Here is a 26,359-nt window from a genome sequence, read left to right on the forward strand (position 1 = left end):
GCGGTATACCAGGTGTACGCGGGTTGCGGGTGGTGCGACGATGGGTCTTATGGGGGACAGGACGAGGTTGTTGGGGACACGTCGGCTTGTGGAGGCTCCCGGTGACGGGAGCGATCAGGAACCGCAGGCGTTCGGCTCGGAGGCGGCCGACCCCGGCGAGAGCGCCGACGCGGGCGACCTCGCCACCGACGCGGCCGACCTCGAACTCGAAACCGCCCGGCGCCGGGCCGAGGAGACCGGTGACCCCGCCGCCCTCAGCATGCTCGGCGCGCTGCTGCTGCGCCGCGGCGATCTGGACGGCGCCGAACGCCACTTGAGGGCCGCGACCGCCGACGGCGACCGCTCCGCCGCCAACAACCTGGGCGTCCTGCTGCACCAGCGCGGCTACGCGGACGAGGCCGCCTCCTGGTGGCGCGTCGCCGCCGTCGCCGGTTCCGCCGCCGCGGCCCACGCCCTCGGCCGCTACCACCGCGAGCGCGGCGACGAGCCCGCCGCCGAGTACTGGCTGCGGCAGTCCGCCGAGTCCGGGCACGCCCTCGGCGCGTACGCCCTCGCGGATCTGCTGGAGCACCGCAGCGACGTGGGCGCCGAGCGCTGGTTCCGCTCCGCCGCCGAGCGCGGGCACCGCGAGGCCGCCTACCGCCTCGCGCGCATCCTCGACGGCCGGGCGCCGCGCCGCGGCACGGGCCCCGGCGGCCTCGCCGGGCTGGACGGCCTCGGCGACGGCCCCTGCGGCCTCGGCCCCTCCACCGGCACCCGCTACGCCTCGGCCGGCGGCGTCGACACCTCGGTCCGTGATCTGCGGGCCGCGGCGGCCGGCCGCCGCGACGAGAGCGCGGCCGGCGAGGCCGAGCAGTGGTACCGGCAGGCCGCCGCCCGCGGCCACCGGCGCGCCGCCCTGCACCTGGGCACCCTGCTGGAGGCCCGCGGCGAGATCCAGGAGGCCGGGCGCTGGTATCTGACCTCCGCCAAGGACGGGGAGTCGCGCGCCGCGTGCGCCCTCGGCTTCCTGCTGCGCGACGCCGGCGACACCGAGAGCGCCGCGATCTGGTGGCGCCGCGCGGCCCAGGACGGCGACGGCAACGCCGCCAACGCGCTGGGCGCCCTGCACGCCGACCGGGGCGAGTCGCAGCAGGCCGAGCGCTGGTACCGCGCCGCGCTCGACGCCGGCGACGTCAACGGCGCGTACAACCTCGGCCTGCTCTGCGCCGAACAGGGGCGCACCGCGCAGGCCGAGCAGTGGTACCGCCGCGCCGCCTACGCCGGTCACCAGGAGGCCGCCAACGCGCTGGCCGTGCTGCTGCTGCAGGGCGGCGACTCCGCCGGGGCCGAGCCGTGGTTCTCCAAGGCCGCCGAGGCGGGCAGCGTCGACGCCGCGTTCAACCTGGGCATCCTCTACGCCGGGCGGGACGAGGAGCGGTCGGCCTTCGAGTGGTACGAGCGGGCCGCGGCCGCCGGGCACACCGACGCGGCCCTCCAGGTCGCCATGGTCCTGCTGCGGGACGGTGAGGACGAGGAGGCGGAGCGCCATCTGCGGGTCGCCGTGCGCGGTGGCAGCGCCGAGGCCGCCTTCCGGCTGGGCGCGCTGCTCGACCGCGACGACGAGGCGTGGGAGGAGTGCGAGAAGTGGTACGAGCACGCCGCCCGGCAGGGCCACCGGCGGGCCCAGGTCCGGCTCGGCATGCTCGTCGCCGCGCGGGGCGACGTGGTCGAGGCGGCGCACTGGTACCGCCAGGCCGCCGAGGCCGGCAGCCGTAACGGCGCCTTCAACCTCGGGCTGCTGCTCGCGCGCGAGGGCAGTGAGCCGGAGGCGGCGCTGTGGTGGGCCAGGGCCGCGCAGGCCGGCCACGGGCGGGCCGCGCTCCGGCTCGCCCTGCTGGCGGCCCGGCGCGGCAATCTGGCCGAGGGGCAGCACTGGTGCGCCCGCGCGGTCGAGCTGGGTCCGGCGGAGGTCGCCGAGCGTGCGGCGCGGCTGCGGGACGCGTTGCAGCAGGAACTGTCGGCGTAAGGGCGGCCCGCGCCCCCGCCGGGCCTCCCGGCCGGGGCTGCGGCGTCCCGGGCGTGGCCGCCCGGAGGCCGTTCGCACAGGTGTTTGCACACCCGTTTGCCTCAAGGGCTACCGCCGGGTTACAGTTGGGTCAACGACGCGGGGTGGAGCAGCTCGGTAGCTCGCTGGGCTCATAACCCAGAGGTCGCAGGTTCAAATCCTGTCCCCGCTACTCCAGGACAAGGCCCGGATCCTTCAAGGATCCGGGCCTTTGTCGTATGCCCGGGACGGGCGGAGCAGGACACGGGCACGAGTGGGACACGGGCACGCGAAGCGGCGGCGGCCATGAGCCGCCGCCGGTGTCACGGGCGTCGCGTCACGCCGTCGAGCAGTTCGGGCAGACGCCGCGGTAGGTCACCTCGACCGCCGAGACCTGGAAGCCGAAGCGCTCGTGCGCCGGGAGGTCGGCGAGCAGGTCCCCGGAGGGGTGGACGTCGCGGATCGTGCCGCACCGCGAGCACACCAGGTGCTGGTGCGCGTGGTGGGCGTTCGGGTCGTAGCGCTTGGCGCGCCCGTCCGTGCTCACCTCGAGGATCTCGCCCAGGGAGACCAGCTCGCCGAGGGTGTTGTACACCGTCGCGCGCGAGATCTCGGGCAGGAGGTCGGCCGCCTTGGCGTGCACCTCGTCCGCGGTGTAGTGCACGTGGTCCCCGTCGAGGACCTCGGCGACGACGCGTCGCTGCGCGGTCAGCCGCCAGCCGCGTCCCCGGAGCCGTTCCAGCAGGTCACTCATGCCATCACCTATCAGTCAGATAGGACCAGCGTAGCAGCGAGGCTTGTCCATCACTGGATCACGTATTCATGTCTGATCCATCTTGACTTAGACAAAGTCCAATGTAGGATCGAGTTCGGCTCGGTCCTCCGCAAGCGGCGGCGCGGGCCCGGTGACAGGGACGAAAAAGACGGAGGCGCACGTGTCGGTTCAGGGCGAGGCCATTTCGGGAACGGGACCGCTGACCACGGAGTCCGGAGCTCCGGTCGCGGACAACCAGAACAGCGAGTCCGCAGGCCTCGGCGGCCCCGTCCTGGTGCAGGACCAGTCGCTGATGGAGAAGCTCGCGCACTTCAACCGCGAGCGGATCCCGGAGCGCGTGGTGCACGCCCGTGGCGCCGGGGCGTACGGCACCTTCACCGTGACGGCGGACGTCACCCGCTGGACCCGGGCCAAGTTCCTGTCCGAGGTGGGCAAGCAGACCGAGACGTTCCTGCGCTTCTCCACCGTCGCGGGCAACCTCGGTTCGGCCGACGCGGTGCGCGACCCCCGCGGTTTCGCGCTGAAGTTCTACACCGAAGAGGGCAACTACGACCTCGTCGGCAACAACACCCCGGTGTTCTTCATCAGGGACGCCATCAAGTTCCCCGACTTCATCCACACCCAGAAGCGCGACCCGTACACGGGCTCGCAGGAGGCGGACAACGTCTGGGACTTCTGGGGTCTGTCGCCGGAGTCCACGCACCAGGTGACCTGGCTCTTCGGTGACCGCGGCATCCCGGCCACGCTGCGCCACATGAACGGCTACGGTTCCCACACCTACCAGTGGAACAACGAGGCCGGCGAGGTCTTCTGGGTCAAGTACCACTTCAAGACCGACCAGGGGATCAAGAACCTCACCACCGCGGAGGCCAACCAGCTCTCCGGCATGGACCCCGACAGCCACCAGCGCGATCTGCGCGAGTCCATCGAGCGCGGGGACTTCCCGAGCTGGACCGTGCAGGTGCAGATCATGCCTGCGGCCGACGCGGCGACCTACCGCTTCAACCCGTTCGACCTCACCAAGGTGTGGCCGCACGAGGACTACCCGCCGATCGAGATCGGCAAGCTGGAGCTCAACCGCAACCCGGAGAACATCTTCGCCGAGGTCGAGCAGTCGATCTTCTCTCCGGCGCACTTCGTGCCGGGCATCGGCCCGTCCCCGGACAAGATGCTCCAGGGCCGGCTCTTCGCCTACGGCGACGCCCACCGCTACCGCGTCGGCATCAACGCCGACCACCTGCCGGTGAACCGTCCGCACGCCACCGAGGCGCGGACGAACAGCCGTGACGGCTACGCCTACGACGGCCGGCACGGGCGCGCCAAGAACTACGAGCCCAACAGCTTCGGCGGACCGCAGGAGACCGGCCGGCCGCTGTGGCAGCCCGTGGAGGTCACCGGCTACACCGGCAGCACCGCAACCCCCTCGCACGCCGAGGACAACGACTTCGTCCAGGCGGGCAACCTCTACCGGCTGATGTCGGAGGAGGAGAAGGGCCGTCTGATCGACAACCTCGCCGGCTTCATCGCCAAGGTCTCGCGCGACGACATCGCCGAGCGCGCGATCAGCAACTTCCGCCAGGCGGACCCCGACTACGGCAAGCGGCTCGAAGCCGCGGTCCAGGCCCTGCGCGGCTGAGTCCCGCGGCGGCCCGGCCGCCGCGGGGCTTGTCCCAACAGCCGCTTGCCGTACCAACCGGAGGGACCGGACGCCAATGGGCTCCGGTCCCTCCGGCTTTTCCGCTCAGCCCGCGAGCACGCCCGGCTGCCGCCGTCCGGCGCGCACGGGGGCCCACCTGCGGATGATGTCGCGGACCGACACGATGCCCACGGGCTCCTGGCCGTCGAGGACGATCAGATGGCGGAAGCCGCCGTGCGCCATGGCGGACGCGGCCTCCTCCAGTGTCCAGTCCGGGGCCGCGAAGACGACGTCCGTCGTCGTGTGGCCCTGTACGGTCTCCCGGTCCGGGTCCTGGCCGGCGCCGACGGAGTTGAGGAGGTCGCGCTCGGTGAGGATGCCGAGCCCGCTGGTGTCCGGATCGAGGACGATGGCCGCTCCTACTCGGCGCGCGGACATCATCCGCGCGGCCTGCCTGAGGGTGTGGGTGGGACCGGTGGTGAGGACCACCGTGCTCATGGCGTCGCGGACGAGCATGGTCGGAGCCACCTCCTTGGTGGACCGTGAGTCCGGGAAAGGATTCACAAGTTCACAAGCGTGGGGCTGTCATCGTCACACGGCCGCGCGGGCACAACAAGGGGGCGTGCGGGGCGGAGTCGCCGTCCCGCGCGCTTCGACGTCAATGTTTGAACCGGAAGCGCGTCCTGACGGTGAACGGCTCCCGGCGGCGCGCCTACTTGCTGAAGTAGCCCAGCAGTTCGTCGTGGAGCAGCCCGTTGGACGCGGCGGCGTTCCCGCTGTGCGGGCCGGGGCGGCCGTCCAGGCCGGTGAAGCGCCCGCCCGCCTCCTCGACGATGACGACGTTCGCCGCCATGTCCCACAGCGACAGCTCCGGCTCCGCGCACATGTCCACCGAGCCCTCGGCGACCATCATGTAAGGCCAGAAGTCGCCGTAGCCGCGGGTCCGCCAGCAGTCGCGCGACAGGTCCAGGAAGCCCGGCAGCATGCCGCGCTCCTCCCAGCCGGACAGCGAGGAGTACGCGAACGACGCGTCCTCGACCCGGCCCACCCGCGAGGCCTGCAGCCGGGTCGCCGACAGCAGGCTGCGGCCGGTGAAGGCCCCGGCGCCCTTCGCCGCCCACCAGCGGCGGCCCAGCGCCGGCGCCGACACCACGCCGACGACCGGCTCGAAACCGCCCTCGACCTGCACCATCAGTGAGATCAGCGTGGCCCAGACCGGCACCCCGCGGACATAGTTCTTGGTCCCGTCGATCGGGTCGATCACCCAGCGCCGCGGACCCGTGCCCTCGGCCCCGAACTCCTCGCCCAGCACGGCGTCCCGCGGCCGGGCACGCTGGAGATGGCCGCGGATCAGCTCCTCGGCGGCCTTGTCCGCCTCGCTCACCGGAGTCATGTCCGGTTTGGTCTCGACCTTGAGGTCGAGGGCCTTGAACCGGTCCATGGTCGCCGCGTCGGCGGCATCCGCCAGGACGTGGGCCAGGCGCAGATCATCGTGGTAGTCGGACATGACTGCACAGTACCCGCGGGTGCCCCGCTGCCCCGTGCGGCCCGCCCGGGTCTTGACACCGTCTGGCGGTGCGTCAATTCTGAGCCCTGACCGTCGTGCGGCCGCACGGCCGGGGAGGCGACGATGCCCGCGGCACGAGAACTGTTGCTGGACGCGGCCTTCGTGGCGCTCGCCGCCCGGCCCTGGAGCGGGGTCCGGATGGTCGACGTCGCGGCCGCCGCCGGGGTGTCCCGGCAGACGCTGTACAACGAATTCGGTGGCAAGGACGGCCTCGGGCGCGCCCTGGTGCGCCGCGAGGCGGACGCGTTCCTCGCCGGCGTGGAGCGCACTCTCGCCGACGCCACCGCCCGTGGCATCGGCGATCCCGGCGACCACTGCGCCGCCGTGGCCCTGTGGACCCTGCGGACGGCCCGGACGAACCCGCTGGTCCGGGCCGTGCTCACCGGCTGCCGCAGCGAGCGGCTCCCGGCCATCGTGCCCGCCGCCGTCCCCGCGCAGCGCGCCCGCCCCGAGACCCCGGTGCTGCGGGGCGCTCCCTCACCGACGGCGATGGCCGACCGGATCACGGACCGGGTGGCCGGTGTGATCACCGCCCCGGCCGCCCCGGAGGGCGCCCGGCGGGCCTGCGCCACCGCGGTCCGCCTCACGCTGTCCTATGTGCTCGCCCCCGGCGACTCCGACGAGGCGGTGGCGATCGACGTCGCGCACCTCGTCCGCGCCCTCCTCGCCGACGGGTAACGGCGGCGGCTCAGTGGGAGGAGCCGGAGAGCTGGAGACCGATCACGCCCACGATCACGAAGGCGATCGAGACGAGCTTGAGGGTGGAGACCAGGTCGTCCAGGAAGACCATGCCGTAGATGGCCGTGCCGGCCGCGCCGATGCCCGTCCAGACGGCGTAGGCCGGGCCCACGTCGAGCCGTCTGAGCGCGAGCGTCAGCAGGCCGAAGCTGCCGAGCGCGAAGCAGGCGAAGGCGATCGTGGGCCACAGCCGGGTGAAGCCGTGGGAGAGCTTGAGGCAGACGGCGAAGCCGGTCTCCAGCAGTCCGGCGACCACGACCAGCAGCCACGCCATCAGATTGCCTCCCGTGTTCGCGACCGCGCCGGCGCTCCGGTGCTCTTGCATGCCCTTGCCACTGGCGGTCACTCGCAAACGTAGGCGATCAGTCGCCTTCGCGCCGCTCCCGGGTCGCGAGCAACCGCCGCAGGGAGTAGAGCCGCTGCGGGTCGGCGTGACCGTCCGTCACCCACTGGTCCAGCGCGCAGTCCGGCTCGTCGTGGCTGCACGCGCGCGGGCAGTCCTCCGTGCCGGGCACCAGGTCGGGGAAGGCGAGGATGACCCGCGAGGGGTCCACGTGGTGCAACCCGAAGGACCGGACGCCCGGGGTGTCGATCACCCAGCCCGTATCGCCCGGGAGCGGCAGGGCCAGCGCCGAGGTCGTCGTGTGGCGGCCGCGGCCGGTGACCGCGTTGACATGGCCGGTGGCCCGCTGCCGCTCCACCAGCGCGTTGACGAGGGTGGTCTTGCCGACGCCCGAGTGCCCGACGAACGCGGTGACCCGGTCCGTCAGCCGCTCCCGGACCCGCTCGGCGGCGGCCCCGGCGGCCAGCTCCTCACGGCTGGTCACCACATAGGGCACGCCGAGCGCCCCGTAGGACTCCAGGAGCTTGTCGGGCGAGGCCAGGTCCGACTTCGTCAGCACGAGCAGCGGCTCCAGCCCCGCGTCGTACGCCGCGACCAGGCAGCGGTCGATGAGCCGGGGCCGGGGCTCGGGGTCCGCGAGGGCGGTGACGATCGCGAGCTGGTCGGCGTTGGCGACGACGACCCGCTCGAAGGGGTCGTCGTCATCGGCCGTACGGCGCAGCACGGAGGAGCGCTCCTCGACCCGGACGATCCGCGCGAGGGTGTCCTTGGCGCCGCTCAGGTCGCCCACCACGGCGACCCGGTCGCCCACCACGGCCCCCTTGCGCCCCAGTTCGCGCGCCTTCATCGCGATGATGGTGCGGTCCTCGACGAGGACGTGCAGCCGGCCGCGGTCGACGGTGAGGACGAAGCCCTCGGAGGCGTCCTCGTGCTTGGGACGGATGTTGGTGCGGGGACGGTTGCCCTTGCGGTTGGGGCGGACGCGGATGTCGTCCTCGTCGGGGTTCTTGCCGTAGCGGCGCATGGTGCTCTTCCGCTCTCTCAGACTCTGCCTGCCGGGGCCGCCCCGGCGACCGGCCCGAGCATGCCGGTCCACAGGGCCGGGAAGTCGGGGAGGGTCTTGGCGGTGGTCGCCACGTTCTCCACCTGGACGCCCTCGACGGCCAGGCCGATGACGGCGGCCGCGGTGGCGAGCCGGTGGTCCTCGTAGGTGTGGAAGACGCCGCCGTGCAGGGCGCGCGGGCGGATGTGCAGCCCGTCCTCGGTCTCGGTGACGTCGCCACCGAGCTCGTTGATCTCCTTGGCGAGGGCCGCGAGCCGGTCGGTCTCGTGCAGCCGCAGATGGGCGATGCCGCGCAGGACGGACTCGGAGTCGGCGAGGGCGGCGACCGCCGCGATCACCGGGGACAGCTCGCCCACCTCGTGCAGATCGGCGTCGATGCCGGTGATCCGGCCCGTACCGGTGAAGGTCAGACCGGCCTCGGTCAGCTCACAGCTGCCGCCCATGGCGGTGAAGATCTCCCGCAGCGCGTCGCCCGGCTGGGTGGTGTGCTCGGGCCAGTCGGGGATGGTGACCTTGCCGCCGGTGACCAGGGCGGCCGCCAGGAACGGCGCCGCGTTGGACAGGTCGGGCTCCACCACGATGTCCCGGCCGAGGAGGGCGCTGGGGGAGACCCGCCAGACGTCCGGCTCGCCGCCGGACTCCGGGGTGTCCACCTGGGCACCGGCCATCCGCAGCATGTCCACGGTCATCCGGATGTGCGGCATCGAGGGCAGCACGCCACCGATGTGGCGCACCTCGACCCCCTGGTTGAAGCGCGGCCCGGACAGCAGCAGGGCGCTCACGAACTGCGAGGACGACGACGCGTCGATCTCCACCGGCCCGCCGTCCAGGGCACCGCCGCCGTGCACGGTCAGCGGCAGCGCGCCGCGTTCGTTGTCGTCGATGCGGGCGCCGAGGGCGCGCAGCGCGTCGATCACGCCGTGCAGCGGGCGCTCGTAGCTGCGCGGGTCGCCGTCGAAGCGGATCGGGCCGTCGGCGAGGGCGGCGACGGGCGGCAGGAAGCGCATGACCGTGCCGGCGTTGCCGACGTCGACGGTGGCCGGGCCGTGCAGCCGGGCGGGGATCACCCGCCAGGCCTCGCCCTCGGAGTCCGCGGAGGCGGAGGACACCGTCTCCTCGATGCCGACGCCCATGGCGCGCAGCGCCTCGGCCATCAGCAGGGTGTCCCGGGAGCGCAGCGGCCGGCGCACCCAGCCGGGCTCGGAGGCGAGGGCGGCCAGGACGAGGGCGCGGTTGGTGACCGACTTCGAGCCGGGCACGGTGACGGTCGCGTCGACTGCTCCGGTCGCGGTCGGGGCGGGCCAGAGGTCGGTGTGCGCGGGGCTCTCGGTCATGCCTTTACCTTAGTGGCTCGTCCGGGTCACAGTCCGAGCAGCCAACGCCCGCCGCCGGTCAGCGAGCACAGCGACACCACGTGGAAGAAGCCCAGCCAGACCACCGGCGGCACGTTCGTGAGCCGCGCCAACTGGTCCGCGTCGGAATCCGGCGCTCCGCCGTGCCGCCGCTTCCGCTGGAGCTCGAAGGCCGGCCGGACACCGCCCAGCAGCAGGAACCACACCACCCCGTACGCGAACGCCGCCTGCACCGCCGGGCCGGTCTGCCAGGAGACGAGGACGAACGCCGCCCCGGCGAGGACGACCGTCAGGACGCCGTAGGCGTTGCGGATCATCACCAGCATCGCGGCGAGCAGCGCGGTCGCGCCCCACAGCAGCGCGGTGATGTGCCCGGCGGCCAGCAGCCAGGCACCGAGGAGACCGAGGAGCGAGGGGGCGGTGTAGCCGGCGGCGGCGGTCAGGATCATGCCGACGCCGGTCGGCTTGCCGCGCGAGACGGTCAGGCCCGAGGTGTCCGAGTGCAGCCGGATGCCGTCCAGCCGACGGCCGCTGAGGAGGGCCACGAGCCCGTGGCCGCCCTCGTGGGCGATGGTGATCGCGTTACGGGTCACCCGCCACAGGCCGTAGGGGGCGACCGCCGCCAGCGCCACGACAGCGGTGAGCACCACCAGCCACGTCGACGGGTCGGGCTGGGTGCCGACGACGCGGTCCCACAGGTCGGTGGCGTGCGTGCTGTCCATGTGTGAGCGGCTCCTTGGGTCTTCGTGGCAGTGTGGCACTCATGTGCGGGCGATATGCGGCGAGCCGGCGACCGGAGGATCTGGTCGGGCTCTTCGGGGTGGAGAAGTGGGAACCGACGGAGACGCTGGCTCCGGACTGGAACGTGGCGCCGACCAAGAGCGTCCACGCGGTGCTCGAGCGTCCCGTGAAAGACGCCGCTGACCGGCGTCCGGTTCGTCAGCTGCGGGCGATGCGCTGGGGCCTGGTGCCGTCGTGGGCGAAATCGCCCGAGGGCGCCGCGAAGATGATCAACGCACGGGCGGAGACGGTCCACGAGAAGCCGTCCTTCCGCCGGGCCTTCGAGTCGCGGCGCTGTCTGCTCCCGGCCGACGGCTATTACGAGTGGGTCACCGGGGCCGGTGAGCGCGAGCTGGAGGAGAAGGGCCGCAGAAAGCGGTCCCGCAAGCAGCCCTACTTCGTGACCCCGGCGGACGGCTCGGTCATGGCGCTGGCGGGGTTGTACGAGTTCTGGCGCGACCCGACGCTGCCCGGCGACCACCCGCAGGCGTGGTGGGTGACCTGCTCGGTGATAACGACCGAGGCCGATCCGGAACCGTTCGCCACCGGTGGTGTCCAGGAGGAGGCCGGGCCGCGCTCGCTGGCGGAGATCCACCCGAGGATGCCGCTGGTGCTGCCGCCGGACCGGTGGGACGCGTGGCTGGACCCGGCCCGCACCGACCCCGCCGAGCTGCGCTCGCTACTGGCGCCGCCGCCCGCCGGTCTCGTACGGGCCTACCCGGTGGCGACGGCGGTCAGCGACGTCCGCAACAACGGGCCGGAGCTGCTCACCGAGCTGGAGGCGCCGGAGGAGACGACGCTGTTCTGAGGGGGCGGCCGGGGTGAGCGGGGGATCGTGCCGTGGGGCGGCAGGATGGCCGGTGACCGATTCGGCGATCGATGCGGTGATCGAATCGGCGACGGATTCGGTGACGGATTCGGTGACGGAAGAGACCACGGAGGGCCCAGTGGCCGAAGCGACTGTCGAGACGGTGCCGACCCCGGCCGGGGACGCCCGTATCCATTGGTACTCCGCGCCCGACGCGCGGTTCACGCTCGCCCTCGGGCACGGCGCGGGCGGGGGCGTCGAGGCCCGTGATCTGCGGGCGCTCGCCGCCGCGCTGCCCGGCCGGGGGGTGGGCGTCGCGCTCGTCGAGCAGCCGTGGCGCGTTGCGGGCAAGAAGGTGGCCCCCGCCCCGAAGGCGCTCGACGCCGCCTGGGTCGCGCTGTGGCCCGCGCTCGCCGCGCCGGGTGCGCCGGTCGTCGCGGGCGGCCGGAGCGCCGGGGCCCGTGTCGCCTGCCGGACGGGCGCGGAGCTGGGCGCCGTCGCCGTCCTCGCGCTGAGCTTCCCCCTGCACCCGCCGGGCAAGCCGGAGAAGTCGCGCGCCGAGGAGCTGACGGGCGCCGGGCTGCCGACGCTCGTCGTCCAGGGCGCCCGCGACCCCTTCGGGCGGCCGGAGGAATTCCCGCCGGGCATCGAGCCGGTCGCCGTGCCTTTCGGCGACCACGGCTTCGCCGTGCCGAAGAAGGCGGACGTCACACAGGAGGACGCGCTCGCGGTGATCACCGACGCCGTCGGCGGCTGGCTGGACGGGCTGCCGCGCTGACGCAGGGGTTGGTCGAGGGCCGGCCGGTCCATGACTGGTCGTCGGCTACGCATCCATGGCCGATCGGCAAAGATCGTTCAAAGATCGACAACGGGCGGGACCCGTGGGGAATGCGACATCCGTGGTCGCTGTTGTGCCATTCGTAGTCACGTACCGGTAGAGCAGAGGATTGGGAGTTCCCCGCATGGGTTCGATCGCTTGCCCGTCCCGCCCGCAGTCGGCCGACCTCGAATGGTCGGTGCTGCGCGTGGCCCGTCCGGCCCTGGCTGGAGCGGCGGGCGCACCGGATCGTCGTCTATTCTCCGATTCGAGCGGGTCCGTATCCGGTTCCGCCACTGTGCTGGAGGAGGTGGGTCCGGTCACTGGGACCGACGCGGGGACGGATGACAGCCAGGAGCGGCAGCCCACCGAGAGCGCTGCCGAGCGCAATGCCCGATTCGAACGGGATGCCCTCACCTTCCTCGACCAGATGTACTCGGCCGCCCTGCGCATGACGCGCAATCCCGCTGACGCGGAGGACTTGGTCCAGGAGACGTACGCGAAGGCCTATGCGTCCTTCCACCAGTTCCGCGACGGTACGAACCTCAAGGCGTGGCTGTACCGCATTCTGACCAACACGTTCATCAATTCGTACCGCAAGAAGCAGCGTGAGCCGCTGCGCAGCGCCTCCGAGGAGATCGAGGACTGGCAGCTGGCGCGCGCCGAGTCGCATATGTCGACAGGACTGCGCTCCGCCGAGTCCCAGGCGCTCGACCACCTCCCCGACTCCGATGTCAAGGAGGCCCTCCAGGCCATCCCCGAGGAATTCCGCATAGCGGTCTACCTGGCGGACGTGGAGGGCTTTGCGTACAAGGAGATCGCGGACATCATGGGTACGCCCATCGGTACGGTCATGTCCCGACTGCACCGGGGCCGTCGTCAGCTGCGCGGAATGCTCGAGGACTACGCCCGCGAGCGGGGACTGGTTCCGGCCGGGGCCACCCCCGGAGCGAAGGGCTCCGACGAGTCGCACAATCGGAAAGGCTCGGACTCATGAGCTGCGGAGACCCGCACGAGACGGACTGCTCTGAAGTCCTCGACCATCTTTACGAGTTCCTCGACCACGAGATGCCCGACGGTGACTGCGCCAAGTTCGAGGTGCACATCGACGAGTGCTCCCCGTGCCTGGAGAAGTACGGCCTGGAGCAGGCCGTGAAGAAGCTCGTCAAGCGCTGCTGCGGCCACGACGACGTCCCGGCCGACCTCCGGTCGAAGGTCATGGGCCGGATCGAGATGATCCGCGCCGGCGAGACCCTGCCCGAGCAGGACGTCGTGGCCGAGGCCAGGGCGGCGGAGGCGGCGGCGGACGCGGTCTCCCGGGACTGATCCATCCGGTCTCCCGGGACCGGTCCCGGCGGACTGCGCCGGCGCCGGCCGGCACCGATCCGCCCCGGGCGGCGGCGCCTCGCCTCCCGTCCAGCTCCATTCCGCTTCGCGCCCGGATCGAGCCGAAGCAAACCACCGCGCCCGGGATCATCACCCGAAGGTGTGCATCCGGCAGGTACGGGCGGGGCAATCCCTCGATGCGCCGTTCCCCGGCCGTATATGAGCCTATTCTCCCCATCCACGGGCAAGCCTGAGTGGACGGGGAGGACGCGCCATGTGGGAACTTCCGGCGACGGCGCGCGCCCTGGTCATGGGCGCCGTACTCGCCGCGGCACTGTGCGCCGCCCCCGCGCTGCGGGCCGGTGCCGGCGTTCCCTGGACGGCGGTCGCCCTGCTCGCAACGGTCGCCGTGGCCGCCGAGCGGCTGCCCCGTCGACCCCTCGTCCTCCCCGTGCTGCTCACCGCCGCGTTTCTGCTGCCTCCGGCCGCCGCCGCGCTCGTCGCCGTGCCGGGCGCGCTCATCGGCAGGGTCGAGCGGCCCCCGGTGGCCACGCGCCGCCTGTGGCACGCGGCACAGCAGTCGCTGGCCGTGTGGGCCGCCTCGTATGTCTTCGCCGTGTTCGCGTCGCTCCCCGGCCCCCGCACGGGCCTCTCCGCGCTGCCTCCCGCCCTCGCCGCCGCCCTGGTCTGCGCTCTTGTCCTCGCCGCCCTGGACGGGGCGATCCAGGTCGCCGCCGAGCGCCGCACGCTTCACGAGATCTGGATCGGTCTGCCGACCGGCTTGCTCGGGCCCGCGCTCGTCCACGGGCCGGCCGCGCTGCTGGCCGCGATCCTGTGGCGCGGCGCCTACGGGCCGGCGGCGGCACTGCTCGTGCTGCTGCCCATGGCCCTGTCCGGCTGGCTCCTGGACAGCGGCCGGCGCGAGCGCGCCGCCCAGCAGGCCGCGGTACGGGCGCTGGTGCAGGCCGTCGACCTCAAGGACCGCTACACCCGGGCCCACTGCGAGCGCGTCGGGCGGGCCTCGGTGCTGATCGCCCGCGAGCTGGGCATGACCGGTGAGCGGCTGGAGGCGATGCGCCTCGCGGGCGTGCTGCACGACATCGGCAAGATCGGCGTCCCCACCCGGCTGCTGCGCAAGGACGGGCCGCTCACCCCCGAGGAGCGCCGCGTCATCGAACTCCACCCGGAATACGGCCACGAGATCGTGCGCGGCATCGCCTTCCTGGACGAGGCGCGGGCGGCGATCCTGCACCACCACGAGCGGTTGGACGGCACGGGCTACCCGCACGGACTGACGGGGTATCAGATCCCGGAGTTCGCCCGCGTCGTCGCCGTCGCGGACGCCTTCGACGCCATGACCTCCAGTCGCAGCTACAGCCGGGCCCGCCCGGTCCCCGTCGCCCTCGCCGAACTCCACCGGTGCGCGGGCTCCCACTTCGACCCCCGCGTGGTCGCCGCCCTGACCCGCGCCCTGGACCGCCGGGGCTGGGGCCTCATGGTCCCTGCGGACGCCTCCGACCTGGCCCTTTCCGCCAGCCGAAACGTCCCTTCGGCCTGGAGTGCGGATGCGGCCGTGGGCCGCGGGGGCGAGCGATGACCCGTCGCGGGGCCCGTGGCCCGAGCGCCGACGTCCACCCGGCCGACGCCGAGGGGACGGCGGCCCCGCCCGGCCACCCGGTGGCCCCGGGCCCCGGCTTCGACGCCGAGGAGTGGCCCGGCGGCGAGCCGTGGCCGTCACCGTGGCCGGCCCCGTACCGGTGGGGTTCCGACGGGGGCGCCCCGGGCGCGGGGGCGGAGTCAGGGGCACCCACGGGCGCCCCTGGCGGGTGGCCGGAAGCGACGGGCGGCTCGGTGCGCCCGGGAGCACGCGACGCACGGCCGGGGCAGCCGCGGCGCGGCGCACGGCCGGAAGCGGGCGGCCTGTCGGCCGGGGTCGAGGCCGGGCCGGCGGGTGCGCGGAGGGTTGGAGTCCGGCCGGGTCGGGGAAACCCGCCGGACGTTCGGGCGCCCGGGGCCGACGGGCGTGATCCGGCCAGGTCGGCCGATGGGCTCTGGGCCCGGCAGCGGGTGTGGCCCGCCGCCGGCGCCGAGGGCGACACCCCTGCCGGTCGGCGGTTCGTGCGCGGAGTGCACGCCGTCGCGGGGGCCGTCGCCGTGCTGGCGGTGGGGTGGACCGCGTGGCACGGGGTGGCGCAGCCGCAGGTGGCGCTCGCCTGGGGAGCGCTGATCGCGCTCGGTGAGGCGACGTGGCGGCCGCACCCGGGCGGGCAGGCGGAGACGCCCCCGCCGCCCGCGCCCGTCGGGGCCGCCGGGGCGCTCGCGTACGCGCTGCTCGGCGAGATCGGGGGCCGGGAGGCCACGCACGGCGTGCCGCAGGTGGTCGCCGTCGTGTTCGCCGCCACCCTCGTCGGGGCGGTCGGGCGGCCGCCCGCGCTCGACGAACTGGCCCGCCGCGTGCTGACCACCGCCTTCGTCGCCGGCTGTTTTCAGCCACCGCACCACGCCGGCGCCCTGGACCGGTGGCCCGGCCACGGCCCGTACTACGTGATCTACCTCCTGTCCCTCCTCGTGCTCAGCACCCTGGGGGACGCGCTGCTCGCCGCCGCGCTCGCCCGGGCCCGCACCGGCGGCCGGTACGGTCGGGCGCTCCGCACCGAGCTGCGGGCCGTGGAAGGCCCGGGCACCGCGATCCACGCGACCGGTGCGGTGATCGCACCGGCCGTCGGTGCCGCCGGGCTGTGGGCGCTGCCGGTCCTCGGCCTGCCGCTGCTGTTCGTCCAGCTCGGCGCCCGTCGCCCGGAGGCCGCACGGGCCGTCCGGCACCAGACCGTCGCCGCCCTCGCCCGCGCCGCGGAGATCGCGGGCCACGCCCCCACCGGGCGGTCCCATCGCGTCGCGGCGCTCGGCCGCGCCGTCGGGCGGGAACTCGGCCTGAGCGCGGCCGAGCTCGACGCGGTGGAGCACGCGGCCCTGCTCCGTGACGTCGGCCGGCTCGCCCTCCCCGACGCGGCTCCGCCCGCCGAGCGGCGGCGCGCCGCACTGCTCGCCGCGGCCGTGGCCCGGCGGGCCGGGGTGCCCGCCGCGGTCGCCGAGGCGGTGGAGCGGCAGGGGGAGCCGTACCGGGCCCAACCGTTCGCTGCCAGGATCGTCGCCACCGTCCGTGCCTACGACACCTACACCACCTGCGCCGGCCACCCCGACTACGACGATCCGACCGGTGACCAGGCGTGCGGGCCCCTGCGCGCGCTGGAGCGGCTCCGGCTGGCCACCGCGCACGACCACGAGCCCCGGGTGGTGGAGGCGCTCGCCCGGGTGCTCTCCCGGTGCGCCCCTGCACCCGCCGACCTCCGATAGTCCGGGAAACCTTGACTAGCCCGCTGAACCCACGGGTAATGAGCGGGCGTCCAAAGGGGCATGGTTGGATGCGAGAGACGAAGAAAATGCGGGAACCGGGGGTGTCGTGCGCGCCGCGTCGGCAAGGAGGTGTGGTGGGCGCCGCTCCCCGCAGCACATGAGGTGTGGCAGGTTTGTCGTCAGGGAGGACGGCGGCCGCCACCAGGGCGATCCGGCGTGGTTGCACGCAGAAACCGGCAGGCGGGAATCGTGAGGATCTTCGGCAAGGTACGGCACCGGCCTTCCGCCTCGTGGCGGCAGGCCACCGACCGCGCGTTCACACTCATCGGCGACGGCCGGTACGAGGACGCGGGCGCGCTGCTGACGCGGGCCGCCGACATGGAGCCGTGGCTGTCCGAGTCCTGGTTCAATCTCGCGCTGCTCCATAAGTTCCGGCACGACTGGGAGCAGGCCCGCGCCGCCGGGCTGCGGGCCGTGGCGCTGCTCGACCGCGAGACGGGCGCTCCCGACTGGTGGAACGTGGGCATCGCCGCGACGGCGCTCCAGGACTGGCCGCTGGCCCGGCGCGCCTGGCAGGCGTACGGGCTGCGGGTGCCCGGCGAGGGCAGCCCGGCCGGTGAGCCGGTCGGCATGGAGCTGGGCAGCGCGGCCGTGCGGCTCTCGCCCGAGGGCGAGGCCGAGGTCGTCTGGGGCCGTCGGCTGGACCCGGCCCGGATGGAGGTCCTGTCGATCCCGCTGCCGTCGTCCGGCCGCCGCTGGGGCGAGGTCGTGCTGCACGACGGCGTCCCGCACGGTGAGCGCGTCACCGCGGCGGGCCCCTCGTACCCGGTCTTCGACGAGATCGAGCTGTGGGCCCCCTCGCCCGTCCCGACCTGGGTGGTGCTCCTGGAGGCCGCGACCGAGGCCGACCGGGACGCTCTGGAGCGGCTGGCGGCCGACGCGGGCTTCGCCGCGGAGGACTGGTCCTCCTCGGTGCGGCTGCTGTGCCGTACGTGTTCGGAGAGCCGGATGCCCAGCGACGAGGGCGACGGGGAGCACCTGGACCCGCACGACCACAGCGAGCCGGGCCACCCGGGCCCGCTGGGCCACCGCACGGCGGGCTCCGGCTCACTGTGGGTGCCCGAGCGCGAGGCCGGGATCGCCGCACCCGCCGGCCTGGTGCGGGGCCTGCTGGACGGCTGGGTCGCCGACAGCCCCGACTCCCGTGAATGGCGGGATCTCGAAGAGGTCTGCTGACCCGGAGGCCCGCAGGGGGCCTCTGGGGCCGCCGCGTCCCCCGTACTCTGTATAGATCCTGTGGGATATGAGTTTTCCGGGTTCTGAGAGAGGCATACGGCGGACATGGCGCAGCATGAGAGCGAGCAGCCGGTGAACGGCGAGTTCATCGTGGACACCGAGGACTGCGAGGCGCGCGAGCTCGCGTACCGTGAGCGCGGCACCTCCCGTCCGATCACCGTCGTCGGCAACCCCGTTCTGCACCGGGAGTGCAAGGACGTCACGGAGTTCGACGACAAGCTCGCCCAGCTGATCGACGACATGTTCGCCAGCCAGCGGACCGCCGAGGGCGTGGGCCTCGCCGCGAACCAGATCGGCGTGGACCTCAAGGTCTTCGTCTACGACTGCCCCGACGACGAGGGCGTCCGGCACACCGGTGTCATCTGCAACCCGGTTCTCGACGAGCTGCCGGCCGACCGCCGCGTCCTCGACGACTCCAACGAGGGTTGCCTGTCGGTCCCCACCGCCTACGCCTCGCTGGCCCGCCCCGACTACGCGGTCGTGCGCGGCCAGGACGCGAAGGGCAACCCGATCGCGATCGAGGGCACCGGCTACTTCGCCCGCTGCCTCCAGCACGAGACCGACCACCTCTACGGCCGGCTCTACATCGACCGCCTCTCCAAGCGCGAGCGCAAGGACGCCCTCCAGCAGATGGCCGAGGGCACCCCGCGCTACGAGATCGTCCCGAACGACTGATCCGTACCGGTATGCGTGGTTTTACGCACGACGAAGGGCCCCGCTCGTATCGAGCGGGGCCCTTCGGCTACGGCTGACGCGTCGCGTCGATCAGAACTCGTCGTCGAAGGCGACCGAACCCTCGACCGCCACCTGGTACGCGGACGCGCGGCGCTCGAAGAAGTTGGTCAGCTCCTGGACGTTCTGCAGCTCCATGAAGGAGAAAGGGTTCTCCGAGCCGTAGACCGGAGCGAAGCCCAGACGCTGGAGGCGCTGGTCGGCGACGCACTGGAGGTACTCGCGCATGGACTCGGTGTTCATGCCCGGCAGGCCTTCGCCGCACAGGTCGCGGCCGAACTGCAGCTCCGCCTCGACGGCTTCCCGCAGCATGTCGGTGACCTGCTGCTGGAGCTCGTCGTCGAAGAGGTCGGGCTCCTCCTGGCGGACGGTGTCCACGACCTCGAACGCGAAGTTCATGTGCATGGTCTCGTCGCGGAAGACCCAGTTGGTGCCGGTCGCCAGGCCGTGCAGCAGACCCCGCGAGCGGAACCAGTACACGTAGGCGAAGGCGCCGTAGAAGAACAGGCCCTCGATGCAGGCCGCGAAGCAGATCAGGTTCAGCAGGAAGCGACGGCGGTCGGCCTTCGTCTCCAGCCGGTCCAGCTTCTCGACCTCATTGATCCACTTGAAGCAGAACTGGGCCTTTTCACGGATCGAGGGGATGTTCTCGACCGCGTCGAAGGCGGCGGCACGGTCCTCCGGGTCGGGGAGGTAGGTGTCCAGCAGCGTCAGATAGAACTGGACGTGCACGGCCTCCTCGAAGAGCTGCCGCGACAGGTACAGCCGCGCCTCGGGGGAGTTGATGTGCTTGTACAGCGTGAGGACGAGGTTGTTCGCCACGATCGAGTCGCCGGTCGCGAAGAACGCGACGAGGCGGCCGATCATGTGCTGCTCGCCCGGGGACAGCTTGGCGAGGTCGGCGACGTCCGAGTGGAGGTCGACCTCCTCGACGGTCCAGGTGTTCTTGATTGCGTCGCGGTAGCGGTCGTAGAAGTCCGGGTACCGCATCGGGCGCAGCGTCAGCTCGAAGCCCGGGTCGAGCAGGTTCTTCTGTACGGGGGCGGTCACTGGCATGCCTCGCAGGACTCGGGGTTCTCAAGGGAGCAGGCGACGGCGTCCGCGTCGGGGACGGGGGCCTGCTGGACGGGGATGGTGGCGGCGGCGCCGGCCGAGCGGGCGATCCGGGTCGCCGGACGCGAGCGCAGGTAGTACGTCGTCTTGATGCCCTGCTTCCAGGCGTACGCGTACATCGAGCTGAGCTTGCCGATGGTGGGCGAGGCCATGAAGAGGTTCAGCGACTGGCTCTGGTCCAGGTACGGCGTACGGGCCGCGGCCATGTCGATCAGGGCGCGCTGCGGGATCTCCCAGGCGGTGCGGTAGAGGTCGCGCACCTCCTTGGGGATCCAGTTCATGTCCTGGATCGAGCCGTTGGCGTCCGTCATCGCGTCACGCGTGGTGCGGTCCCACACGCCGAGCTGCTTCAGGTCCTCCACCAGGTAGGTGTTGACCTGGAGGAACTCACCGGAGAGCGTCTCGCGCTTGAAGAGGTTGGAGACCTGCGGCTCGATGCACTCGTACACACCCGCGATGGAGGCGATGGTGGCCGTCGGCGCGATGGCGAGCAGCAGCGAGTTGCGCATGCCCGTCTTCGCGATCCGGGCGCGCAGCGCGTCCCAGCGGTCGGCCCAGCGCTGCTCGGCGTTCGGGTAGTGGTCGGGGTGCAGCACGCCGCGCGCGGTGCGGGTCGCGGCCCACGCCGGGTGCGGGCCGTGCCGCTCGGCGAGCTCGGCGGACGCCTCGTACGCCGCGAGCATGATGCGCTCGGAGATCCGGGTGGACAGCTCCTTCGCCTCGGCGGAGTCGAAGGGCAGCCGCAGCCGGAAGAAGACGTCCTGGAGACCCATCAGGCCGAGGCCCACCGGGCGCCAGCGGCTGTTGGAGTTCCCGGCCTGCTCGGTCGGGTAGAAGTTGATGTCCACGACGCGGTCGAGGAACGTCACGGCCGTGCGGACCGTGCGGTCGAGCTTCTCCCAGTCCATCTCGCCGTCGGTGCCCAGGTGCTGCGCCAGGTTGACGGAACCGAGGTTGCAGACGGCCGTCTCGCCGTCGTCGGTGACCTCGAGGATCTCGGTGCAGAGGTTCGAGGAGTGGACGACCTTGCCGGGCTCGGCGGTCTGGTTCGCGGTGCGGTTGGACGCGTCCTTGAAGGTCATCCAGCCGTTGCCGGTCTGCGCGAGGGTGCGCATCATCCGGGAGTACAGCACGCGCGCCGGGATCGTCTTGATCGCCTTGCCGTCGGCCTCGGCCTTGCGGTACGCCGCGTCGAACTCGTCGCCCCACAGGTCGACCAGCTCGGGGGTGTCGGCGGGGGAGAACAGCGACCAGTCGGAGTCCGCCTCGACGCGGCGCATGAACTCGTCCGGGATCCAGTGCGCGGTGTTGAGGTTGTGCGTGCGGCGGGCCTCCTCACCGGTGTTGTCGCGGAGCTCCAGGAACTCCTCGATGTCCGCGTGCCAGGTCTCCAGGTAGACACAGGCCGCGCCCTTGCGCCGGCCGCCCTGGTTGACGGCGGCGACGGAGGCGTCCAGCGTGCGCAGGAACGGCACGATGCCGTTGGAGTGGCCGTTGGTGCCGCGGATCAGCGAGCCGCGCGAGCGGATGCGCGAGTACGACAGGCCGATGCCGCCGGCGTGCTTCGACAGCCGCGCCACCTGGTGGTAGCGGTCGTAGATCGAGTCCAGCTCGTCCAGCGGCGAGTCCAGCAGGTAGCACGAGGACATCTGCGGGTGGCGGGTGCCGGAGTTGAAGAGCGTGGGGGAGGACGGCAGGTAGGAGAGCGTGCTGGTCAGCCGGTACAGCTCGGCCACGTCGTCCAGGGCCCGCGTCGAGTGGTCCTCGGCGAGGCCGCAGGCCACGCGCAGCAGGAAGTGCTGCGGGGTCTCGACGACCTGGCGGGTGATGGGGTGGCGCAGCAGGTAGCGGCTGTGCAGGGTGCGCAGGCCGAAGTAGCCGAAGCGGTCGTCGGCGCCGTCGGCGAGGGCGGCGTCCACGAGGGCGTCCAGGCGCTCGGCGTGGGTCACGACGAACGCGGCCGTCTCGTCGGCGATCAGACCCTCGCGGTGGCCGACCGCGACGGAGGCGGAGAAGGAGAGGGCGCCCTGTCCGGCCGCCTCGTCGGCGATCGCACGCGTGAGGAGTCGCGCGGCGAGCCGGGAGTACTCCGGCTCCTCGGCGATGAGCCCCGCGGCGGCCTCGGTGGCCAGGGACCGCAACTCGGCCTCGTCCGAGCCCGGGTGGCGGCCGCGCAGCGCGGCGGCGGCGACCTTGCCGGGGTCGGTGGCGGGCAGATCGGCGGTGAGGTCGGTCAGGGTGCGCAGCAGCGCGGTCCCGGGGCCGCCGGTCGCTTCCGCTGTCGCTGAGACCGGATCGGCGGGCGCGATGGTCACGTGGGGCTCTCCCTCGCTCGGCAGTGGTGTGGGCCGGGCGGGCGGGCGCGACGGGCGCGTACGGGAACACCCCTGCACCAGGGCATGCCACGCAGCGTCCATCGGCCCAACCCGCGAGACCCGGACGATTTCGACGCCCTGTTCCGAGCGGAGGCTCGAAAGGCGGGCGCGCTGTCGGCAGGTCCTCGGACTCTTGGGTACGTAAAACCGCACACATACACCGTTGCGGGACAGTTCCGGATTTCCACCGGATTCCCCTGCGGCGACAGCGAGGACGAGCATACATCTAGTGCTGCCACTCGTACGCGCCCCCACATGTTGTGTCGCGCGGTAATGAGCTGGGTGCGGAATGTGCTAGAGCGCCCGGGTGTTGGACCTCGAATCGCTTATCGCCTGAGCCCCCGTCACGGCCCTCCGAGGCCTCCCGCGAAGGCCCCCGAAGGGCCTCTGCGAGCGTCCCGGCGGCGCCCGCAAGGCGAAGGCCGCCGCCCCCCTGTTCGTCGGGGAGCGGCGGCCTCAGAGGCGCGGTCGGGGGTGTGGGGGTCAGTGGCCGCCGGGGGCACCCGCGGTGGCCGCCGGAAGCTTCTCCACCACGCCCGGGTCGCCCGCGTCGGCGGTGTAGTCCGACGCCTTCGTCTCGTCCACGCCGTCCGGCGCGCCGAGCTTTCTGAGGACGAAGGTGAGGACGATCACCACGATGACGTTGAGGACGAAGGCCGTGAGGCCGATGTAACCCTTCTCACCGATGAGGGGGACGAGATTCGTGTTGCCGAAGTGGTCCTGCGTGGCGCTCGGCGTGTCGTACGCCCGCCAGGTGCCGTAGATCATTCCGGCCGCCCAGCCGCCGAGCAGCGCCCAGCGGTGGCACCAGCGCGTGAAGAGCCCGCCCACCAGGGCCGGGACGGTCTGCAGGATCCAGATGCCGCCGAGCAGCTGGAAGTTGATCGCCACCGTCTTGTCCATGGTGAGCACGAAGACCAGCGCGCCGACCTTCACCAGCAGCGAGGCGAGCTTGGAGACCTTCGCCTCGTGCTCCGGCGTGGCGTCCGGCCTGATGAAGTCCTTGTAGATGTTGCGGGTGAACAGATTCGCGGCGGCAATCGACATGATGGCCGCCGGGACGAGCGCGCCGATCCCGATCGCGGCGAAGGCGACGCCCGTGAACCAGTCGGGGAACATGTTCTCGAAGAGTTGCGGGATGGCCAGCTGGCCGTTCTTGACCTTGACCCCGGCGGCGAGCGCCATGAAGCCGAGGATCGCCAGCAGCCCGAGCATCAGCGAGTACAGCGGCAGGATCGTGGTGTTGCGGCGGATGACGTTGCGGCTGCGGCTGGAGAGCACCGCCGTCACCGAGTGGGGATAGAGGAAGAGCGCCATCGCCGACCCGAGGGCGAGCGTCGCGTACGCCCACTGCGCCTGCGGCCCGGTCACCAGGGAGCCGCGCGGCTTGCCGGTCGCCGGGTTCTCGACCGCGAACGCCTCGCCCGCCTTCGCAAAGATGTCGTCGAAGCCGCCGAGCTTGATCGGGATGTAGATGATCGCCACGATGATCACGATGTAGATCAGCGCGTCCTTGACGAAGGCGATCAGCGCCGGCGCCCGCAGCCCGGAGGAATAGGTGTAGGCGGCGAGCACACCGAAGGCGATCAGCAGCGGCAGGTCCTTCATGAACCAGTTCGATCCGCCGCCGACGCCCATCACGTCCAGCACGGCCTGGATGCCGACGAGCTGGAGCGCGATGTACGGCATCGTCGCGAGGATGCCGGTGAGCGCGAGGGCCAGCGACAGCCCCTTGGACCCGAACCGGCCGCGGACGAAGTCCGACGAGGTGACATAGCCGTGCTTGTGCGCGACCGACCACAGCCGGGGCAGGAAGGTGAACACCAGCGGATAACAGAGGATCGTGTACGGCACCGCGAAGAACCCCGCCGCGCCGCCCGCGTAGATCGCCGCCGGGACGGCCACGAAGGTGTACGCGGTATAGAGGTCGCCGCCCAGCAGGAACCAGGTCACCCAGGTGCCGAACGAGCGCCCGCCCAGCCCCCACTCGTCGAGATTGTTCGCGTTCTCCGCGCGCCGCCACTTCGAGGCCAGGAACCCCATGACCGTGACGGCCAGGAAGAAGAAGATGAAGACGGCGAGCGCCACGCCGTTCACGCCGTCCTTCACCGCCGCTCACCACCCTTCCGGGCGCGCTCCTGGCGCCTGACGATCACGTACGCGATGACGGTGAGCGCGGTCGAGAGGACCACCCACAGCATCTGGTACCAGTAGAAGAACGGCATACCGATGAACGTGGGGGTGAGCCGGGAGTAGGAGTCGACCCACAGCATCGCGCCGAAGGGGATCGCCAGGCACACCCCCGCGACGACCATGGGCACGGTGACGGCGGACGCCGTACGCCCACCCTTGGGCCTGCCCTCCGACGACGCCGTGGACGGTGACGTCGTCGACTGCTGGGGCAGCTGCGCTGCCGACCCGGCCGACGGCTCGGCGGGTGGTTCGGTCGGTGGTTCCGTCATGGTGGTGACTCCCCCCTGTGTGATCACTGCGTGATGCGCAGGAAATCTAGGGGAGGGTGCTACTGGGCGTCACCCCCTGTCCGCATATCGGTATGGCAACGTCAGGTGGCGGAGAAGTGCGGGGCGCGGCGTGCTCGCCCGCCCGGAAGCCTTGGACATCGAATTCGCTGTCGAGGCGCGGCCTGCCGGTAGCTGAGGCGGCAGGGCGGCGGCCCCGGCGGCTGGACCGTGTCAGCTCTTGGCGGGTGCGGAATCGGCTACTCCGGCGAGGAGTTCCGCCGCCGCCTGGCCCGAGACGCGGGTCGCGCCGTGGGTGGCGAGGTGGACGGCGCCGGGGGTCGTGCTGCCGGGGACGCCCATTTCGATCACGACGGCGTCCGGGCGGCCGGTCAGCAGGTGGGTCAGCGCCTCCGACATCCACGCGTGCCGGGCGGCGTCGCGGACCACGACGACGAGCGGGCGGCCGGTGGCGGGGGTCAGGGCGGTGCGGTCCAGGAGGTCCGCGTCGGCGGCGAGGTCGGGCTGGGCCAGCCGGACGGACGTGGCGCCGGGGCGCAGTGCGCGCAGGGGGCCCGCCACGCCCCACGGGGTCTGCCGGTCTATGGCCAGGGTCGAGGTGGGGACGAGCTCGACCACGTGCGGGTCGGCCGGCAGTGGAAGGGTGCCGTCCGGGCGCCCGGCGACGCGCAGGGCGCGTCGGGCCGCCACCAGGCCGATGTCGGAGCGCACCCCGTCGGCCGATGTGCGGGACCGGGCGCGCCGACCGGACCAGGCGGCGAACTCCGCGACCCGGGCCGCCGCCTGAGCCAGTCGTTCCTCCGGCAGGGTGCCGTCGTGCACGGCCTTGGCCACTGCGGTCGTCAGGAGTTCGGTGGTCGCCTCGTCCGCGCTCTCGCCGCCGACGCACACGGCGTCGGCGCCGCCCGCCACGGCCCGTACGGTCGCGCCGTCGATGCCGTAGCGGCCGGTCACCGCGCTCATCTCAATGCCGTCGGTGACCACCAGGCCGTCGAAACCGAGCGTGCCCCGGAGCAGGTCGACCAGGATCCGGCGGCTGAGGGTCGCCGGGAGCTTCGGGTCGAGGGCGGGGACGAGCAGGTGGCCGGTCATCACGACCCGGACGCCCGCCTCCATCGCGGCGGTGAAGGGCGGCAGGGCGGTCGCGGCGATCTCCTCGGCGGAGGCCGTGACGCGGGGCAGGTCGTGGTGGGAGTCGACGGCGGTGTCGCCGTGGCCGGGGAAGTGCTTGGCGCAGGCGGCGACCCCGGCGGACTGCAGGCCCCGGACCCAGGCGGCGGTGTGCCGGGCGACCAGGTCGGTGGCGGGCCCGAAGGACCGTACGCCGATGACGGGGTTGCGCGGGTTGGAGTTGACGTCGGCGCTCGGCGCGTAGTTGAGGGAGATGCCCGCCGCGTGCAGTTCGCGGCCGATGTCGTGGGCGACGGACTCGGTCAGCGCCGGGTCGTCCACCGCGCCGAGGGCCAGATTGCCGGGGCGCGAGGCGCCCGTCCACGCCTCCATGCGGGTGACGTCCCCCGCCTCCTCGTCGATCGCGATGATCAGGTCGGGGTTCTCCGCGCGCAGCGCCGAGGTCAGCCGGGCGACCTGCTCGGGGCTGCGGATGTTGCGGCCGAACAGCACGACGGCGGCCAGGCCCTCCTCGGCGATCCGGCGGCGGACCCAGTCCGGGGCCTCGGTGCCCTCGAAGCCGGGCTGGAGCACCGCGTGCGTCAGCCGGGTCAGTGGCTCGCCGCGACCGTGGGACTGCATGGGTGGGTACCTCCGATGGTGCCGGT

At 72.6% G+C, this 26,359-nt stretch carries 23 protein-coding genes, 1 tRNA gene and 1 riboswitch; of the genes, 12 read left to right on the forward strand and 12 right to left on the reverse strand.

Annotation, left to right across the window (positions count from 1 at the left end; genetic code table 11):
* The first annotated feature begins 40 nt into the window (after nt 1–40).
* Together ACZ53N_RS03565 and ACZ53N_RS03570 are read left to right on the forward strand one after the other, a co-directional pair.
* Nucleotides 41–2,008, forward strand: a complete 1,968-nt coding sequence (locus tag ACZ53N_RS03565) for a tetratricopeptide repeat protein (protein WP_469139296.1) — start codon at nt 41–43, stop codon at nt 2,006–2,008.
* 137 nt (nt 2,009–2,145) lie between these two features.
* A tRNA-Met gene (locus ACZ53N_RS03570) sits at nt 2,146–2,219 on the forward strand.
* A gap of 144 nt (nt 2,220–2,363) precedes the next feature.
* Here ACZ53N_RS03570 and ACZ53N_RS03575 read toward each other — a convergent pair.
* Nucleotides 2,364–2,780: a Fur family transcriptional regulator gene (locus ACZ53N_RS03575; protein ID WP_469139297.1), complete on the reverse strand. Its 417-nt coding sequence runs from the start codon at nt 2,778–2,780 to the stop codon at nt 2,364–2,366.
* 181 nt (nt 2,781–2,961) lie between these two features.
* Here ACZ53N_RS03575 and ACZ53N_RS03580 point away from each other — a divergent pair, with 181 nt between their 5' ends.
* Nucleotides 2,962–4,437, forward strand: coding sequence for a catalase (locus ACZ53N_RS03580; protein WP_469139298.1), 1,476 nt, complete (start codon nt 2,962–2,964; stop codon nt 4,435–4,437).
* A gap of 105 nt (nt 4,438–4,542) precedes the next feature.
* Here ACZ53N_RS03580 and ACZ53N_RS03585 read toward each other — a convergent pair whose 3' ends face one another.
* Nucleotides 4,543–4,953, reverse strand: a complete 411-nt coding sequence (locus ACZ53N_RS03585; protein WP_469139383.1) for a CBS domain-containing protein — start codon at nt 4,951–4,953, stop codon at nt 4,543–4,545.
* Nucleotides 4,954–5,149: 196 nt separating this feature from the next.
* On the reverse strand, nt 5,150–5,944 hold the full coding sequence (gene hisN / locus ACZ53N_RS03590; RefSeq protein WP_469139299.1) for a histidinol-phosphatase: 795 nt from the start codon (nt 5,942–5,944) through the stop codon (nt 5,150–5,152).
* A 123-nt stretch (nt 5,945–6,067) separates the two neighbouring features.
* Between hisN and ACZ53N_RS03595 the strand changes: the two genes are divergently transcribed.
* On the forward strand, nt 6,068–6,682 hold the full coding sequence (locus ACZ53N_RS03595; protein WP_469139300.1) for a TetR/AcrR family transcriptional regulator: 615 nt from the start codon (nt 6,068–6,070) through the stop codon (nt 6,680–6,682).
* 10 nt (nt 6,683–6,692) lie between these two features.
* Here the strand turns inward: ACZ53N_RS03595 and ACZ53N_RS03600 are convergent, their stop codons facing one another.
* The 4 genes from ACZ53N_RS03600 to ACZ53N_RS03615 form a co-directional block, all read right to left on the reverse strand.
* A complete protein-coding gene (locus tag ACZ53N_RS03600) occupies nt 6,693–7,016 on the reverse strand; it encodes a DMT family transporter (RefSeq protein WP_184732802.1) in 324 nt (107 codons plus the stop codon).
* Nucleotides 7,017–7,104: 88 nt separating this feature from the next.
* Entirely contained in the window at nt 7,105–8,109 is a 1,005-nt protein-coding gene (rsgA, locus tag ACZ53N_RS03605; protein WP_130879805.1) for a ribosome small subunit-dependent GTPase A, read from the reverse strand.
* A 17-nt stretch (nt 8,110–8,126) separates the two neighbouring features.
* Entirely contained in the window at nt 8,127–9,482 is a 1,356-nt protein-coding gene (aroA, locus tag ACZ53N_RS03610; RefSeq protein ID WP_469139301.1) for a 3-phosphoshikimate 1-carboxyvinyltransferase, read from the reverse strand.
* 26 nt (nt 9,483–9,508) lie between these two features.
* Entirely contained in the window at nt 9,509–10,222 is a 714-nt protein-coding gene (locus tag ACZ53N_RS03615; RefSeq protein ID WP_469139302.1) for a M50 family metallopeptidase, read from the reverse strand.
* 41 nt (nt 10,223–10,263) lie between these two features.
* Between ACZ53N_RS03615 and ACZ53N_RS03620 the strand changes: the two genes are divergently transcribed.
* From ACZ53N_RS03620 to def, 8 genes are all read left to right on the forward strand, one after another.
* Nucleotides 10,264–11,088 carry an SOS response-associated peptidase gene (locus ACZ53N_RS03620; RefSeq protein ID WP_469139303.1) on the forward strand — a complete coding sequence of 275 codons (825 nt, stop codon included), beginning with the start codon at nt 10,264–10,266 and terminating at the stop codon, nt 11,086–11,088.
* Nucleotides 11,089–11,227: 139 nt separating this feature from the next.
* A complete protein-coding gene (locus ACZ53N_RS03625; protein ID WP_469139304.1) occupies nt 11,228–11,866 on the forward strand; it encodes an alpha/beta hydrolase family protein in 639 nt (212 codons plus the stop codon).
* Nucleotides 11,867–12,215: 349 nt separating this feature from the next.
* The gene (locus ACZ53N_RS03630) at nt 12,216–12,902 is read left to right on the forward strand and encodes a sigma-70 family RNA polymerase sigma factor (protein ID WP_207303976.1); all 687 of its coding nucleotides are present in this window, start codon (nt 12,216–12,218) and stop codon (nt 12,900–12,902) included.
* Nucleotides 12,899–13,231 (forward strand): mycothiol system anti-sigma-R factor, encoded by a 333-nt coding sequence (gene rsrA, locus ACZ53N_RS03635; protein ID WP_469139305.1) that lies wholly within the window; start codon nt 12,899–12,901, stop codon nt 13,229–13,231. Before ACZ53N_RS03630 ends, rsrA begins: the two co-directional genes overlap by 4 nt.
* A 274-nt stretch (nt 13,232–13,505) precedes the next feature.
* Nucleotides 13,506–14,828, forward strand: a complete 1,323-nt coding sequence (locus tag ACZ53N_RS03640; RefSeq protein ID WP_469139306.1) for an HD-GYP domain-containing protein — start codon at nt 13,506–13,508, stop codon at nt 14,826–14,828.
* Nucleotides 14,829–15,349: 521 nt separating this feature from the next.
* Nucleotides 15,350–16,585, forward strand: coding sequence for an HD-GYP domain-containing protein (locus ACZ53N_RS03645; protein WP_469139307.1), 1,236 nt, complete (start codon nt 15,350–15,352; stop codon nt 16,583–16,585).
* Between the two features lie 249 nt (nt 16,586–16,834).
* Nucleotides 16,835–17,821, forward strand: a complete 987-nt coding sequence (locus ACZ53N_RS03650; protein ID WP_184732785.1) for a tetratricopeptide repeat protein — start codon at nt 16,835–16,837, stop codon at nt 17,819–17,821.
* 105 nt (nt 17,822–17,926) lie between these two features.
* Complete coding sequence (gene def / locus ACZ53N_RS03655) at nt 17,927–18,556, forward strand: peptide deformylase (RefSeq protein ID WP_469139308.1); 630 nt, start codon at nt 17,927–17,929, stop codon at nt 18,554–18,556.
* 90 nt (nt 18,557–18,646) lie between these two features.
* Here def and ACZ53N_RS03660 read toward each other — a convergent pair whose 3' ends face one another.
* The 5 genes from ACZ53N_RS03660 to ACZ53N_RS03680 all read right to left on the reverse strand — a co-directional run bounded on the left by ACZ53N_RS03660 (nt 18,647) and on the right by ACZ53N_RS03680 (nt 26,333).
* Nucleotides 18,647–19,669, reverse strand: coding sequence for a ribonucleotide-diphosphate reductase subunit beta (locus ACZ53N_RS03660; RefSeq protein ID WP_469139309.1), 1,023 nt, complete (start codon nt 19,667–19,669; stop codon nt 18,647–18,649).
* A complete protein-coding gene (locus ACZ53N_RS03665; RefSeq protein WP_469139310.1) occupies nt 19,660–22,041 on the reverse strand; it encodes a ribonucleoside-diphosphate reductase subunit alpha in 2,382 nt (793 codons plus the stop codon). The genes ACZ53N_RS03660 and ACZ53N_RS03665 overlap by 10 nt, the downstream gene beginning before the upstream one ends.
* A 171-nt stretch (nt 22,042–22,212) precedes the next feature.
* Nucleotides 22,213–22,310: riboswitch (adenosylcobalamin-variant (AdoCbl-variant) riboswitch) on the reverse strand.
* Between the two features lie 274 nt (nt 22,311–22,584).
* Entirely contained in the window at nt 22,585–24,210 is a 1,626-nt protein-coding gene (mctP, locus tag ACZ53N_RS03670) for a monocarboxylate uptake permease MctP (RefSeq protein ID WP_469139311.1), read from the reverse strand.
* A complete protein-coding gene (locus tag ACZ53N_RS03675; RefSeq protein ID WP_469139384.1) occupies nt 24,207–24,416 on the reverse strand; it encodes a DUF3311 domain-containing protein in 210 nt (69 codons plus the stop codon). Before ACZ53N_RS03675 ends, mctP begins: the two co-directional genes overlap by 4 nt.
* Nucleotides 24,417–24,794: 378 nt before the next feature.
* Nucleotides 24,795–26,333, reverse strand: coding sequence for a glycoside hydrolase family 3 protein (locus tag ACZ53N_RS03680; RefSeq protein ID WP_469139312.1), 1,539 nt, complete (start codon nt 26,331–26,333; stop codon nt 24,795–24,797).
* Nucleotides 26,334–26,359: the final 26 nt, after the last annotated feature.

The sequence above is a fragment of the Streptomyces sp. NPDC033229 genome, from assembly GCF_055576875.1.

Coding starts and splice junctions, on each gene's coding strand:
- ACZ53N_RS03565 (WP_469139296.1), top strand. CDS start 41: ATGGGTCTTATGGGGGACAGGACGAGGTTGTTGGGGACACGTCGGCTT.
- ACZ53N_RS03575 (WP_469139297.1), bottom strand. CDS start 2,780: ATGAGTGACCTGCTGGAACGGCTCCGGGGACGCGGCTGGCGGCTGACC.
- ACZ53N_RS03585 (WP_469139383.1), bottom strand. CDS start 4,953: ATGCTCGTCCGCGACGCCATGAGCACGGTGGTCCTCACCACCGGTCCC.
- hisN (WP_469139299.1), bottom strand. CDS start 5,944: ATGTCCGACTACCACGATGATCTGCGCCTGGCCCACGTCCTGGCGGAT.
- ACZ53N_RS03595 (WP_469139300.1), top strand. CDS start 6,068: ATGCCCGCGGCACGAGAACTGTTGCTGGACGCGGCCTTCGTGGCGCTC.
- ACZ53N_RS03600 (WP_184732802.1), bottom strand. CDS start 7,016: ATGGCGTGGCTGCTGGTCGTGGTCGCCGGACTGCTGGAGACCGGCTTC.
- rsgA (WP_130879805.1), bottom strand. CDS start 8,109: ATGCGCCGCTACGGCAAGAACCCCGACGAGGACGACATCCGCGTCCGC.
- aroA (WP_469139301.1), bottom strand. CDS start 9,482: ATGACCGAGAGCCCCGCGCACACCGACCTCTGGCCCGCCCCGACCGCG.
- ACZ53N_RS03615 (WP_469139302.1), bottom strand. CDS start 10,222: ATGGACAGCACGCACGCCACCGACCTGTGGGACCGCGTCGTCGGCACC.
- ACZ53N_RS03620 (WP_469139303.1), top strand. CDS start 10,264: ATGTGCGGGCGATATGCGGCGAGCCGGCGACCGGAGGATCTGGTCGGG.
- rsrA (WP_469139305.1), top strand. CDS start 12,899: ATGAGCTGCGGAGACCCGCACGAGACGGACTGCTCTGAAGTCCTCGAC.
- ACZ53N_RS03640 (WP_469139306.1), top strand. CDS start 13,506: ATGTGGGAACTTCCGGCGACGGCGCGCGCCCTGGTCATGGGCGCCGTA.
- def (WP_469139308.1), top strand. CDS start 17,927: ATGGCGCAGCATGAGAGCGAGCAGCCGGTGAACGGCGAGTTCATCGTG.
- ACZ53N_RS03660 (WP_469139309.1), bottom strand. CDS start 19,669: ATGCCAGTGACCGCCCCCGTACAGAAGAACCTGCTCGACCCGGGCTTC.
- ACZ53N_RS03675 (WP_469139384.1), bottom strand. CDS start 24,416: ATGGTCGTCGCGGGGGTGTGCCTGGCGATCCCCTTCGGCGCGATGCTG.
- ACZ53N_RS03680 (WP_469139312.1), bottom strand. CDS start 26,333: ATGCAGTCCCACGGTCGCGGCGAGCCACTGACCCGGCTGACGCACGCG.